Source organism: Chitinophaga polysaccharea (assembly GCF_902150045.1).
In the GTDB taxonomy this organism is placed as follows: Bacteria; Bacteroidota; Bacteroidia; order Chitinophagales; family Chitinophagaceae; genus Chitinophaga; species Chitinophaga polysaccharea_A.
Genome location: NZ_CABFVU010000003.1, coordinates 1,021,232 through 1,035,370 on the forward strand (window position 1 = coordinate 1,021,232; position 14,139 = coordinate 1,035,370).

The following is a 14,139-nucleotide window of genomic DNA, read 5'->3' on the forward strand; positions in this document are numbered from 1 at the left end:
AGAACATGACAGCAAGGGAAAAATTGTATTACACCGCCTGGATGATAGTGCTCGTCCCGATACTGATGGGTAGCGCCGCCTGTAGAAAATATCTCGACAAAACGCCTCCATCGGCGTTTGACGAGCAGTATGTTTTCGGAAGCGTGCCTAATGCCACCAGCGCCGTGATTGGCGCATATGAACCATTGTCCGGCACACAGGCCTACGGCAGCAGGCTTAGCCTGATGTATCCTTACGATACAGATGAAATGATAGGCGTTACCAATACCACCGCGCCAGACAACAGCTCCAGGGACCTCTCCCGCTACAACCTGCAGCCCACCAATGCGCAACTGGCAGGGCCTTTCCAGCAGTTGTATATTGGCGTGGAGCGCGCTAATATCTGTATCAAAAACATTCCTGCCATGGAACTATACAGCAAAGGTACCGCTACAGAACAGGCTGAACTGCGCCGCCTATACGGAGAATCGCTTACCCTGAGAGCACAGTACTACCTGGAACTGATCAGGAATTGGGGAGATGTGCCTGCGCCGTTTATACCATCCATTGACCAGGCCGACCTGTTCCTTGCGAAAACAGACCGCGACAGCATCTACGACCGCCTGCTGAGCGACCTGAAAACGGCGGAAGACCTGGTGCCCTGGCGCGGCGATCCCGGCGTAACAGCAGATGAACGCATCACCAAAGGCGCTGTAAAAGGACTACGCGCAAGGATTGCCCTGTTCAGGGGCGGCTATTCCCTGCGCCGTGCTTCCAGGAAAATGGAACGCAGCAGCAACTACTCCGACTATTACAAAATAGCCAGGGATGAATGCTATGATATCATGCAGCGCCGCGATAAACATACCCTCAACCCCAGCTTCCAGGCGGTATTTAAAGATGGTCTTGATTCCTATAAGCAGGACCCCTTTGGAGAAGTGATCTTTGAAATAGCTATGGGTGCAGGCCTCACTGGCAACCTCGGCTATTACGATGGCCCCAGGTTTTATGTGCCCGGTAATGCCGCCCAGCTGGGCAACAGCTCCATACGCGTTATTCCCACGTATTTCTATTCCTTTGATTCAGTGGATACCCGCCGGGATGTAACCACCGCTCCTTATTACAATAATGCAGACAAGAGTAAAACAGTACAAACACTGGTGAATATGACCAGTGGAAAATTCCGTGCCGACTGGATCACGCCGGCGCCCACCACCACCTCGCAGCAACTGGGCATCAACTGGCCGGTGCTGCGTTTTTCTGATATCCTCCTGATGTTTGCGGAAGCGGAAAATGAGCTGAACAATGGCCCCACAGCCGCCGCCATCAGCGCGTATGAGGAAGTAAGAAAAAGAGGGTTCAAAGGCAACGAAGATAAGATAGGCACTACGCCCGCCTCCAAAGAGGCTTTCTTTAACGCCCTGGTAAATGAGCGCTCTTTTGAATTTGGCGGAGAAGGGATCAGGAAATATGACCTGATCCGCTGGAACCTGCTCCACCAGAAAATATTGGAAACAAGAGCTAATTATACAAAGATGATGAACAAACAGGCGCCATACAATACATTGCCGCAGGTAGTTTATTATAAAACAGGATCACAAACCATCATATGGGGCGGTTCCCTTTACCAGCCCTCTCCTGCCGCAGCTCCTCCCGGCGGTTATGCAAAGGCCAACTGGGTAAGTTCCATCACGGCGTCATGGATCACAAATGTAGCGCAGCTTTTTACGCCCGATCGCAATGAGCTGCTGCCAATACCTCAAACATCAATCGAAGCAAATCATAATCTCACCCAGGATTATGGATACTGATCAGCATATGCAGTTGCCGGAGTTATTGTTCTCCGGCAACTGCATATATTTTATTTAAAGAAAGGTAATCCCAGCGCCTTCAGCTCACTAACTGCCAGCCCTGCTATTTCAGTAGCTCCCCGCTCATTCAGGTGCGTATCATCCTGCTTCCCCTCAGGCAACTTTGGAAATACGCCCGGCCGGATATAAACAAACAATTTTTTGGATTCCTCCGGTCCGTAGCTTTCAACAAGCTCCCCGGATTTTTTGTAAAGATCTACCAGTGGTACCTTCATTTCAGCCGCCAGTTCCCTCACCACCGGGATATAATCGCCCAAAGTATCTTCCAGCTTCCCGTTAGTACCGAATTTACGTCTTACTATAGAAGTGAATAATACAGGATGCGCTCCTTTTGCCCTCGTTTCGTTAATGTAGCCGATCAGGTTCTGACGGTAGGTAGTACGCGGGTCCGTATGCCTGGCGGTATCGCTTTTCTGGTCATTGGGACCAAACATGATAAAAACATAATCACCCTGCTGTACGCTGTCGATCACCTTTTGCCAGTGCCCTTCACTGCGGTAGCTTTTAGAGCTTCTCCCACTCCTGGCCGCATTATGTATAATAACAGGCCCGTTAAAATACTCGCGCGCCATCTGCATCCATCCGCGGATAGGATAAAGACTGCTGCCCCCGAATGAGCTCAGGTATTTTTCATCGTAATCACACATCGTGGAATCGCCAATGGAAAAAATATTGATCTTCTTTTGCTGTGGAATAAAGCTGCAAAGTAACAGGCACAAAGCCGCCGGCAGCATGTTCTTTTTTAAATTCATCTGCATATAGAAAATATTTCCGGTTGATAAAATATCCAGGTAATAAATATACTCATTGCCCTGATGGATTTCTTTTTGCACACGCTAAAACAGCGAGAACGTTACCGGAGATTTATGCTGTGCAAACCTTGCCCCGCTGCTTTTTATTACCTATTTTGGAATATGCAAGATCATCATTTTTCCCGCAGAAAGTTTTTGTATTCCGGCGCCGTAACATTAACAGGCATTGCAGCAGCGGCCACTTTGCCGGCATGGGCATTGGGCGCACCAGGCGCAGCTCCCGTTAAGGCCGGCCTCATAGGCACCGGTAACCGCGGCAGCGGCATAGCCAGGCTGCTGAAGAAAAACCCGGCCCTTGAAATAATTGCCTGCTGTGATACCATCCCTGCAAATTTGCAACATGGTATGGCCCTGGCAGCAAAAGGAGCTAAAGCCTATACCGACTATCGTAAGCTGCTCGAAAATAAAGAAGTGGAAGCCGTGATCATTGCTACGCCGCTTTACCTGCACTATGCCATGGCAAAGGACGCATTGGATGCCGGTAAACATGTGTACGTGGAAAAAACCATGACCTATGATATCCCACAGGCGTTGCAACTGGTGGCCCAGGTGAGGAAATCCGGGCTGGTATTCCAGGTAGGGCATCAATACAGGTACTATGCCCTCTACCATCGCGTGAAGGAAATAATCGCACAAAACTGGCTGGGCACCGTTACTCATTTTGAGTGCCAGTACCATCGCAATTCCGACTGGAGAAACCCCGTGCCCGACCCGGCCATGGAGCGCCTTATCAACTGGCGCATGTACCGCGAATACTCCGGCGGCCTGGTAGCCGAACTATGCGGGCACCAGATCGATATAGTCAATTATATCCTCAACAGCCACCCGCTCCGCGTAGTAGGCATGGGCGGTATCGACTACTGGAAAGACGGGCGGGAAACCTGGGACAATGTGCGCACTGTATTTGAATATCCCGGCGGTGTAAAATCAGGCGTGTCCTCTATCCTCAGCAATGCGTATAAGGGATATTCCATCAGGGTACTGGGAAACCGCGGCACACTTGAAATACAGCGCGACAAAGCATTTCTTTACAGCGAAGACGTAAAAAAAGTACTGGATACCGTAGATGGCGTAACCGGCGCCACCAGGACAGACGGCCCTCCCGGCCAGGGTATGCCGCTTACTTTCGGAAAAGCAGGCGAGCCGGTACCAGAGCCAACCACTTCTGCATTACTCGATTTCGCCGCCTGCATCAGGAACAACAAAAAGCCGGTATCCGGTGTAGAAAGCGGGAAAGACGCCGCTGTTGCCGTACATATGGCGAATCATGCCATTGAAACCGGCGCTTGCCAGTACTGGAAACCTGAGTATGATGTATGATCTGGGATACCTTCCCTCTTTATGCATAACGGTTAATTTTCAATAACCCTAAATCCCTGTAAGCCCCCACATCTGTTCAGGCATCTGCCTGTGATCCCGGAAAATTGATCCTGGTAATATACTGCCAGGATCAACTGCATTATACCCCTCACCAGCACAATTCAGATACTAATTCATATCAATCCGGTATAACCGGAAGGGAATTTTTTTTTGATGGAGATGCCAGCTTAGGTTTGACATGATTAATCCAAAAACACAACATCCTGCGCAGATGTAAGCCTAACGGGCAAGGCTATATAAACAGCCCCATTGTTAATCTAAAAATGTTTTAAAATGGCAAAACAAACTGGAATCATTTCCCTGAAAGGTACGATAGGTAATATTACCTTTTACAAATCAAAAGACGGTACAATGGCCCGTGCAAAAGGCGGGGTTGATGCCAGACGCCTGGCCACAGACCCCGCGTTTGTGCGTACCCGTGAAAACGGATCAGAGTTTGGCCGCGCGGGTAAAGCCGGCAAATTGCTCCGCACCGCGTTCCGCGCACTGCTTTCAAACATCGGCGACAGCCAGGTAACATCGCGCCTCTCCTCCCAAATGCTCAGGGAGATTCAGGCAGATGCCACCAATGCAAGAGGCCAACGCAATGTAATCGACGGAGAAGTGGAGCTGCTGAATGGCTTTGAGTTCAATGCCAACGGGCGACTGGGCGGCACGCTGTATGCGCCTTTCGCAGCCAGTATAGATCGTGGTACAGGCGTGCTTAAAGTGGATATGCCGGCCTTTGTACCGGTGAACCTGCTGGCCAGCCCCGCCGGCGCCACGCATTTTCAAATCACGATTGCCGGCGCTGAGATAGATTTCGAAGCGGAAACGATCGTGAATGCAACGGCAGCCGGTGCCGAAACAGCGATCAGCGCTACTCCCACTGAAGTGATGAACCTGTCTGTTAACCTAACAGCCAACAGTACCAGGCCACTGTTCCTTGCAATGGGCATTGAGTTCTTCCAGAAGGTGAATGGCGTTTCGTATAGCCTCAAAAACGGCGCTTACAACGCCCTGGCCCTGGTGGCCATTTCAGGCATGCCGGCGCCTCCGCCTCCGGCCCCCTGATGTTTGAACCGGGATCAAAAAGATCCCGGTTTTTTTATCTTCAGATCAGCGGGACCCCTTCACTGCATCAACACCTCCCTTCTTCCAAAGTGCGTATTACAGCAACCGCTGCATAACGGCTGAATTATACAGGAGTAGCGGTAGGATTATACCCGAACTGTTTCTTAAAAGCAAAAGAAAAATGGGATAAATTCTCAAAGCCCACTTCAAAATAAACATCCGAAGGCCTTCTCTTTTGTTCTGATATCAGGTAATGTGCCAGTTCCAGGCGCTTTTTTGTAAGCCATTTTTCAGGGGTGTTGTTAAACGCCTTTTTAAAATCCCGTTTAAACGTAGTAAGGCTTCTCCCCGTTAGGTAACCAAACCGGGCCGCAGGCAGGTTAAACATAAAATTCCTTTCCATAAAATCCATCAGGTCTATCTTCCCTGGCTCCTCAAACCATCCCAGCAATTGATCCACGTTTTTATTAATGGCACGCAGCACCCTTATCGCTTCTTCCATCTTAAACGCCGCAAGATCGGGTGGCAGCGCATCCGCCAGTTTAAAATAAGGCGTGAGTGAATTAAAGAGGCTTTCGAGCAAGGGGTGCTCCCCAAATTCCATTAAACCCGCTGTTTGAAAAACCGGCGATTCAACCGGGTTAGCCGTATAAAACCGGTGCAATACATCCCGCCTGAAAACAATGGACACCGCGATACAAGGCTTGCCATCCAAAGGCAGTTTGCTCATTCTCCCTAACTGGTTCCGGGGGAATAACACAGTGTCTCCCTCGTAAAAGTTATATTGCCGGTCGGCCGCCGCAACCCTTACTTCCCCCGACATTACCCTTACCAGTGCGGGCTGCGGCAGGATCAATTCACGGCTATAATGCACTTCCTTTTTGCAGGATATAAATATTTCAGGCACACTGGTTATGGTTAATGCTTCCATCTTACTTAATTTATTGAAATTTACCCTGAAGATGACCGCCCCAAATTTACTTAATGATCTTCAAACGGATAAGGCTTTCGGCGGTAGCCAGTATAGCCTCTCCCGTAGAGCGTGGCGACCACCCTAACAGACGCACGGCCTTTTCATTGCTGGTGTTCAGCACAATACCCAAAAGTGGAAGAATCGCTTTGATCTTCGGATCTTTTAAACCTGCAATCCGCATGACTATATTAGGTACCTCCTTAACCGGTATCCTATCTGCAAATTCCTGCACATTTTCCTTAAGTATTTTTGCCAGTTCCACCAGCCAGATGCTTTCACCTGCGGTGGCAATAAAACGTTGGCCCCCGGCAGCAGGATCGAGCATCGCCCGCAAATGAAGATCGGCCACATCACGTACATCTACATACGAAGAATTTATCTTCGGGCAACCGGAAATTTTTCCTTCCAGCAGTCTTTGAATAAAATAGATGGAATGAGAATAGTCGGTACCCAACACAGGCCCTAAAACACCAACAGGGTTAACCACTGAAAGCTCCAGCCCTCCGCCTTCTTTCCCGATAAAATCCCAGGCAGCCCGCTCTGCCAGCGTTTTTGATTTCTGGTAAGCCGGTACTTTATCACCTATCACTGTCCAGTCTTTTTCTGTAAAAGGGTTTGTTTGTGGTTTATGCCCGCAAACAACCGCGCCGATAGCAGAAGTAAGCACCACACGCTTTACACCCGCATCGCGCGAGGCGCGCAATACACGCAATACGCCTTCACGGGCCGGTATGATCATTTCATCTTCGTGCTTATACTCATTCAGGGGAGTTGGCGATGCTACATGTAAAACATAGGTGCAGCCGCTTGCGGCTTCCTTCCAATTGGTATCTGCGCCTAATTCGGCCGCTATAAATGATAGCCGGTCGCCGGCTTCAACACCTCCCTGCCTCAACATATCGCGTACTTCAGACTCCCGTTTCAACGACCTTACGGTGGCCCTCACCAGGAAACCTGCATTCAGCAGTTGCAATATACAATGTACGGCAATAAAGCCTGAACCGCCCGTTACGAGCACCATTTTACTACTATTTGAATTTGTTGCCATCTGATAAATAATTTGATGCAACAAAGATCAATGGAATACTGCTATGCCGTTTTGTTTAAAAGACCAATTTAATATTGTTTAAAGGGCCATTCTATAATGCACCACTGACCTTATTGAGCTGGGAGTAAGCAAGGCTGTTCTTTGCCTCGCCCCATCCTGGCAACGCAATTGTTTTCATCATCACCCAAAAAAATACTCACTACCAGGTATTTTTTTCTAAAGCAGTTATACCTAGCTTTATCTAACACCTCCCTATTAACCCGATAAAAACTATTAATAGCCAAAAGAAAGCGCTCCCCAAAAACTGCCGCTGGCATTTTGGCCCCTGAATGTCAATTGATCCCTCATCCTAATTAAACAAACTATGAAACAAGTAGGCAAATTCCTGTTGCTGGACGTAGATGAATTCCAGAAATGGTTGTCCCTTTTCCAACCTGGCAGAGTTATCACCCATGTCCAACAGCACCACACCTGGATCCCTTCTTACAAACATTTTGATGGCAACAATCATTTTAAATTGTGCGACAGTATGGAGCAAGGTCACATTAAAAGGGGCTTTGACGAAATTGCGCAGAACCTGACTACCTTCCCCGATGGAAAGATCATGATCTGCCGGCACCTGAACAAGCAGCCTGCCGGTATACATTTAGCCAATAAAGGAGGTATCTGCATAGAGAACATCGGCGACTTTGATATAGGACGGGACGTGATGAACCAACAACAAAAAAGTACCATTGTTGCATTAACCGGTTTACTGCTGAAGAAATTCAATATCACCCCCAACAGCCAAACCCTGGTATATCACCACTGGTTCGACCTGGAAACCGGAAAAAGAAAGATAACCGACGAATCAGACAGTATCAAAACGTGCCCCGGTACCAACTTCTTCGGCGGCAATACCGTAAAAGCCTATAACGATAATTTTCTACCCCTCTTTAAATAAATACATATGCCCGTACCTAAACACGATTCCCCCGACGACCTGTCGCAGGAAGAACTTGAGCACAACCTCCAATCTTCCACATACCCGAGTACCAGTAATGTGCAAGCTGGTAACTTAGAGCAACTGTTTAAAATTCCGGAAAACCAGCAGTACACCTACGCCACTTTTTCAGAGGCATTTGAGAGATACAAGGTAAAAATTGATCTTTTCAAATGGCTGATCGGAACAGTAGGCCTTACCGTTATCACTTATATTATTAACTGGGGCTTCAGGGACCGGGAACAAGGGATCGCCGAACTGGAATCATACAACAAATACGCCTCCGAAAACGTGGTATATGCGGAGAATCCCAGGAACAGGCTGTTGCTGGCAGAATTCTTTGCCAGCGTTACACCGTCCAAAAAACTGAGAGATTGCTGGAAGGATTATCTTAAAGTGGTAAGAGTGCAAGCCGATTCATTTGATGCCCGGTTAAGAAGAAGCCAGGAACTGGTGGCTGCAAAAATTCATTTCATGAACCGGTTTTTGTAGATTCGTACCTTGACACATGAAAAACCTAATGAAGAAAGTACTGTTTTTGCTGCTACTGGTGCACCAGGGATGGGCGCAGCCGGTAACCCGTACATCCCGGCCCTCTGCCGATAGCCTGTCTGTATACAACCCGCAGCTCCGTCCGCATGAAATGAAACAGGACCTGCAGTTGTTCCTCGATATCCGTAAAAAAGCCAACTCGGGCCTGTATCGTTACAGAAGTCCAAAGCAGATCGACAGCATTTACCAATGGGCCTTTAAAGAGATACGCCGGCCTATGTCTGCCATCTCCTTTTATAAGATCATTTTACAGCTAACCGATTTTGAAGGAAGCTGTCATAACTATACAGAACCGGAAGCCGGTCTTGTTGGCTATTTAAACCGGCAACGCGGTTTCTTTCCCTATGCCTTAAAGTACATAGAAGGTAATATCATTTTCAATAGCCCGTCTGCACCAATTCCCGTAGGGTCGCAGGTATTGGGGATCAATGGCGTTTCCCAAAAGGAGCTGATGACGTCTTTTTACAAATACATCACAACAGATGGTTTTATACAAACACAGAAACTCTCAAACAGCGTAAATGGAAGTTATGGGCTACGTTACCTGTATGAATATGGCATTAAAGACAGTTTTGCCATCCGCTTCATTCCTCCTGGCACTACTGTTCCACAAACAGTGACCGTACCGGCAGTATCGCTGGAAGAGCAAAAAGCTAATTTGAAACAGCGCTATAGCGCGCCGGTCGACAGTGTGATCGATTACAAGCTGCAGCCCAAATACAGTTTCAGAATGCTGAATCCCTCCACCGGCTTATTAAATCTCCGGATATTCACCATGGCCACCGGGGCAGATGACCCCGCCTTTGCGGTATATGTAGCGTTTATTGACAGCGTATTCCAGGCCCTCAGCCATAATAATGTACCCAACCTGATCCTGGACATCCGTAGCAATCCCGGTGGCAGCGACCCTACTTTTGAACAACCTATGATGTACCTCACAGATTCCAGCTTTAAGGAAAATACACTGGCATACAGCATCTTTGATAACGGGGTTCCGTATGAACAGTATTTCTGGGGCATATCTACCGCAGTAAGGATGGATTCAGCATCCAAAGCCGAAGGAAAGAAAATGCTGGAGGACCATTTCCCTGCATTGCATAATGGAAGGAATTTACAGAACCCGTTTTATAACCCGGTATACTATCCGAAGCAACCGGGATATAAAGGGAAACTGTACCTGCTCATCGATGAAAACGTGGCATCTGCCGCCTCCCACCTGGCTTCCCTGGTAAAGGCCTACGCCCACAATGTTACCATTGTGGGAGTGGAAACCGTTGGAGGATATTACGGGCACAACGGGCATATGGCTTTAATATATGAGCTGCCCCACTCAAAAATAAAAACGAAATTCTCTATTGTGTATGTAAACCAGGATGCGCCCGTAAAACCGGATCAGCCGGAAGGCAGGGGCATCATCCCGGATCATACGGTTTGGCCTACGTTCAACGATTTTATGCAGCAAAAAGACACGCAAATGGAATATGTGCTCCGGCTGATCGGCGGGTAGTACTTTTATAACTTGTTGAGATAATCCATATACGGGGCTACACTATTTTCAATCCACTCCCGGGTACTGTTTAGCTCAATACCATAATAAGCGTATAAAGACCTGTAATCGGCTCTGATATAATTGAATGTTAATTCAAACGGAGCCGTCAGTTCTTTGAGCGTATATTTATACATCCCTTGCGAGGAATAACCTTCTTCATCTATTCCTGCTGAAATAACCAAACCTATTTTTTTATCTCCTACCTTGTATCCGCTTTTACTTCCATAAGCCCAACCATAGGTCAGCACCTCATCAAACCACTTTTTCAATAACGGCGGGGAACTAAACCAATAGAAGGGAAACTGAAATACAATTTTATCGTATTGCTCTATCAATCGCTGTTCTGCCGGTACATCAATTTTTTCATCGGGATAGACCTTATACAACTGATGAATGTGATATTTTTCCGGGTACCTGCTTAATTCCTCCACCCATCTTTTATTGATTACCGAGCTCTCCATATCGGGGTGGACAACAATTACCAATGTTTTCATATCTCCTTGTTTAAACTGAATGATGGCTCAAAAGTAAATGGCAAAACACTAATTTTGCATACTGGCAACCCATTGTACGGTACTATAAAAAATGTAAGTATGGCAAGAATAAAAGAAACCTCCACTAATTATGCGAACAAGCAGGCTTTAGCGAATGAGTGCCCGGAGGTATACGCTTCCAACATCATTGGCGGCCAATGGGCATTAGCTATCTGCTGCTACCTGGTAAACGGGAAGCAACGGTTTGGAGAACTGAAAAAATGTTTGCCCAACATCACAGAACGAATGCTCACCCTGCAACTGCGAAAACTGGAGGAAAGCAAAGTAGTAAAAAGGACGGTCTATGCCGAAGTGCCGCTTCGTGTTGAGTACGAGCTAACGCCTATCGGGTATGAATTAAGATCGATTATCCGGGAACTGGGGAAATGGGGAGAGAAGCATAAGGCGCTTTAATTTATTGTCAATCTTCGGGCCTTGCCACATCCGATAATAATTACACAAAACGCCACTGTATAGTTTGAAATAATCGCCCTACCCTGCTATACCACAGTAATTTACATTTCCCTGATTTTTATATGTATATATTTAAAAATAAATTATTTATTGCTGAAATTGATATTACGCCATCAATTATATAAACTTGCATTTTGAAATTATATACATTAATCAACTATAACCTACAACAATAATTTACTGTGGTAACTATTAGCAGCTTTGAGGAATACAAATCTTTTGAGGGACAGATATTAGGTGTTTCCAGCTGGCACAGGATCAGCCAGGAACAGATCAATAAATTTGCCGACGCCACATTGGACCATCAATGGATACACGTAGATCAGGAGCGGGCAAAAAACGAAGGCCCCTTTAAATCAACTATTGCACATGGTTATCTGACGCTGGCGCTAATCCCCTACCTGTGGAAACAGATTGCGGATGTAAGAAATGTAAAGATGGAGATCAATTACGGGATCGAAAACTTCAAGTTCGGCCAACCCGTATTGGTCGATAACGAGATCCAGTTACAGGCTAAAGTAAAATCAATAACAAACCTCAGAGGAACTGTGAAAGCTGTGATCGAGGCGGTTTTACAGCTCAAAGACAACCCCAAACCTGTATATACAGGAGACGTTATCTTCCTGTATCATTTCAATTAACAGCATCAAATTAATATGGTTTAACCTGAAAGTTACAGGGGTGTTCACTATTTATTTCCAACGAACCTGTTCAATTCATTGCGGGTTTTAGTCATCTCTGACTATTCATAAATAGGTCCTGCCTGCAATCAGCGCGTCTGTATTGCCGTACCTCACGGCAACGGACAGGCGGCGCAATGCCCGGCCTTATGATTTTTTTTACCCTGATGGCGGTATCCTTCCGCAAGGGTGTCTTATTCCTGAGGGATCCTGACCGTTCCATTGACCCGATTACGTGAACTGATACATACCTACAGGATCAACCTGGTAGCAGCATCTGTCATATAGCACCCGTGAAGTACCCGTCGGCGCCCCGCCGGATGAGCACCGCTTGTTCATGCTAATCAATAAATACGTGTTATGAAAAAACAAACCCTTTCCATGTTCTGTTGTCTGCTTGTAATGGCCGCCTGCCGGCAGCCACAAACAAACGATCTCGCCGCAATCGACAACAAAAAATTATCCGTAGCCCTGCTGGCCGTACCCGACTATGCCACGGTTACCATTACCAACGTTAAAAGTGGCAAATACCTGGAAACAGGTGGCAGCCCTACACTTAATGAGAAGTTTAAAGACAATGCGCAACTGCAGCAGTGGCAATTCTCCGGCCCGGCCGGCCAGATGGATAACTGGCAGAAATGGCATATGATCTACAGGACCACTTCCAACGGCGTGAAGTATTATCACATCCGGAACCTATACAGTGGTAAGCTGCTGGATGTTCCTTCCGGTTCTGCTACCAGCGGCACTATCCTGCAACAATATGCCGCATTCCCCCTCCCGGCCGACCAGCAGCTCTGGCGCATGCAGGACCTCGGCAACGGGCAGTACAAGATATACAATAAAGGCAATGGGCTGGCATTAGCGGTACAGGACGGCTCTACGGCAAATGGTGCAAAGGTGATCCAGGAAACTGATGTAACCGATACCAGGCAGCAGTGGACCGTTAGCTCCATTGAGGCAGACACCTGGCGCGATGATGAAGTGGTGCGCTTCTTTCATCGCAACAGCGCCAGCCTCGGTTCCGCTGCATTCGATCAGGGCAATACAATACCGCTGACCTGGAGTGGCAACAACGGTAAAGTGTTGTGGGTAACACAGGATGCCTGGGACGGCTCCCAGGTGCAATCCAACGGCATGTTCAACTGCGGCGCAGTTCACAGTTACAGCAACTCCGTGCTTATCCAGCCTTCGAAAACAAACTGGAACCCCAACGACGCGCCGAATATGACAATCACTACCAGCACTTCCGGCAAGCCAAAGCAGATCTTCAATATTCAACCCGGTACAGCCTGGACCTGGTCCGGTCCGGGTATCGAAATCGGTGACAAAGTGTATGTGCAATGCGGGGAAGGCAATGACCTTAACGCAACGGGACAGTCGCTCTACCGGTTAACGCAAAGCACCGGCACACAGTGGGTCTCTGAACGCTTCGTACCAAATGGCTTCGCCGGCACACCTGTGATCAATTATTCCACGGGCATGGTGAAGCCGGGCGATGGATATGTATATGCATTCGGCAGCGAAGGCATCAGCTTCAATTATGAAAGCTATATCCACGTTGCACGTTTCCCGGAAAATAATCCGCTGCAATGGGAGTATTTTAACGGCAGCAGCTGGACGAACAGCCCCAGCCCCGGCTCAGCGGCGAAGGTAACAACCGGTAAAGGCACCAACAGCATAGCATACCTCAATGGCAAGTATATTCACATGACGATGGACCAGGGTTTCAACTGCGAAACAATCAGGAACATCTATATCTCTACTTCCAGTTCACCTACCGGGCCGTTCACTACACCGGTGAAAGTATATACGATCCAGGAATACTTTAAAGGGCAATACGCACGGTACTATACCCCTGTTGTGCATCCGGAGTTCAACAACGGCCGGCAGGAGCTGCTGCTGACATACTGCCTCAATTTTTCCGGGTGCAAGTTGGAAAGCTGTGAAGGAGCCTGGCTGGATCCATACTATTACCGCGTGAAAGGGATCAGGGTACCCTACGCAAAAATCGGGTTGTAAGAAGGGCACTAACCTGAATGTATAAACGATTGGGGGGGCTCCGGCCTCCTTTTTTATGTCTTAAATATCTATGACTGATTAAAAAATCAACTTCTGATATGAATAGTAACTTTGAAACAGGCAGTGAAAAAATAAGTGAAGAAGATATTCAGTCATTTGAAAAATCATTAAATATACAATTACCGGAAGCTTTCAGGATTGGGGTGGGAATTTATTATGTATCAATTTAAA

General features: G+C 47.5%; 14 protein-coding genes. 10 read left to right on the forward strand and 4 right to left on the reverse strand.

The features are described from left to right. Positions 1-5: 5 nt before the first annotated feature. On the forward strand, positions 6-1,790 hold the full coding sequence (locus FN124_RS24540) for a RagB/SusD family nutrient uptake outer membrane protein (RefSeq protein ID WP_221887891.1): 1,785 nt from the start codon (positions 6-8) through the stop codon (positions 1,788-1,790). A 50-nt stretch (positions 1,791-1,840) separates the two neighbouring features. Here FN124_RS24540 and FN124_RS24545 read toward each other — a convergent pair whose 3' ends face one another. Next, the gene (locus FN124_RS24545; RefSeq protein ID WP_221887892.1) at positions 1,841-2,608 is read right to left on the reverse strand and encodes a rhamnogalacturonan acetylesterase; all 768 of its coding nucleotides are present in this window, start codon (positions 2,606-2,608) and stop codon (positions 1,841-1,843) included. A 156-nt stretch (positions 2,609-2,764) separates the two neighbouring features. On the opposite strand from FN124_RS24545, the gene FN124_RS24550 reads away from it, so the two are divergent. Both FN124_RS24550 and FN124_RS24555 read left to right on the forward strand, forming a co-directional pair. Then, the gene (locus tag FN124_RS24550) at positions 2,765-3,982 is read left to right on the forward strand and encodes a Gfo/Idh/MocA family protein (RefSeq protein ID WP_142687407.1); all 1,218 of its coding nucleotides are present in this window, start codon (positions 2,765-2,767) and stop codon (positions 3,980-3,982) included. A gap of 333 nt (positions 3,983-4,315) precedes the next feature. Further along, complete coding sequence (locus tag FN124_RS24555; RefSeq protein ID WP_142687408.1) at positions 4,316-5,095, forward strand: hypothetical protein; 780 nt, start codon at positions 4,316-4,318, stop codon at positions 5,093-5,095. A gap of 124 nt (positions 5,096-5,219) precedes the next feature. Here the strand turns inward: FN124_RS24555 and FN124_RS24560 are convergent, their stop codons facing one another. After that, the gene (locus FN124_RS24560; protein WP_142687409.1) at positions 5,220-6,026 is read right to left on the reverse strand and encodes a helix-turn-helix domain-containing protein; all 807 of its coding nucleotides are present in this window, start codon (positions 6,024-6,026) and stop codon (positions 5,220-5,222) included. Between the two features lie 46 nt (positions 6,027-6,072). Beyond that, positions 6,073-7,116, reverse strand: coding sequence for an SDR family oxidoreductase (locus FN124_RS24565; RefSeq protein WP_142687410.1), 1,044 nt, complete (start codon positions 7,114-7,116; stop codon positions 6,073-6,075). 364 nt (positions 7,117-7,480) lie between these two features. Here FN124_RS24565 and FN124_RS24570 point away from each other — a divergent pair, with 364 nt between their 5' ends. From FN124_RS24570 to FN124_RS24580, 3 genes are read left to right on the forward strand one after another with little or no spacing between them, the layout of a single operon-like run. Continuing rightward, positions 7,481-8,059 carry a peptidoglycan recognition protein family protein gene (locus FN124_RS24570; RefSeq protein WP_142687411.1) on the forward strand — a complete coding sequence of 193 codons (579 nt, stop codon included), beginning with the start codon at positions 7,481-7,483 and terminating at the stop codon, positions 8,057-8,059. A gap of 6 nt (positions 8,060-8,065) precedes the next feature. Further along, positions 8,066-8,590: a hypothetical protein gene (locus tag FN124_RS24575; protein WP_142687412.1), complete on the forward strand. Its 525-nt coding sequence runs from the start codon at positions 8,066-8,068 to the stop codon at positions 8,588-8,590. 28 nt (positions 8,591-8,618) lie between these two features. Beyond that, complete coding sequence (locus tag FN124_RS24580) at positions 8,619-10,157, forward strand: S41 family peptidase (RefSeq protein WP_185937358.1); 1,539 nt, start codon at positions 8,619-8,621, stop codon at positions 10,155-10,157. A 5-nt stretch (positions 10,158-10,162) separates the two neighbouring features. On the opposite strand, the gene FN124_RS24585 is transcribed toward FN124_RS24580, so the two are convergent. After that, positions 10,163-10,693, reverse strand: coding sequence for an NAD(P)H-dependent oxidoreductase (locus FN124_RS24585; RefSeq protein ID WP_142687414.1), 531 nt, complete (start codon positions 10,691-10,693; stop codon positions 10,163-10,165). 99 nt (positions 10,694-10,792) lie between these two features. On the opposite strand from FN124_RS24585, the gene FN124_RS24590 reads away from it, so the two are divergent. The 4 genes from FN124_RS24590 (at position 10,793) to FN124_RS31245 (ending at position 14,138) form a co-directional block, all read left to right on the forward strand. After that, positions 10,793-11,146: a winged helix-turn-helix transcriptional regulator gene (locus tag FN124_RS24590; protein WP_142687415.1), complete on the forward strand. Its 354-nt coding sequence runs from the start codon at positions 10,793-10,795 to the stop codon at positions 11,144-11,146. Between the two features lie 242 nt (positions 11,147-11,388). Next, a complete protein-coding gene (locus tag FN124_RS24595; RefSeq protein ID WP_142687416.1) occupies positions 11,389-11,847 on the forward strand; it encodes a MaoC family dehydratase in 459 nt (152 codons plus the stop codon). 399 nt (positions 11,848-12,246) lie between these two features. Beyond that, positions 12,247-13,908 (forward strand): DUF5005 domain-containing protein, encoded by a 1,662-nt coding sequence (locus tag FN124_RS24600; protein WP_142687417.1) that lies wholly within the window; start codon positions 12,247-12,249, stop codon positions 13,906-13,908. Positions 13,909-14,006: 98 nt separating this feature from the next. Beyond that, the gene (locus FN124_RS31245) at positions 14,007-14,138 is read left to right on the forward strand and encodes an SMI1/KNR4 family protein (protein ID WP_142687418.1); all 132 of its coding nucleotides are present in this window, start codon (positions 14,007-14,009) and stop codon (positions 14,136-14,138) included. The last annotated feature ends 1 nt before the right edge of the window (position 14,139 follow it).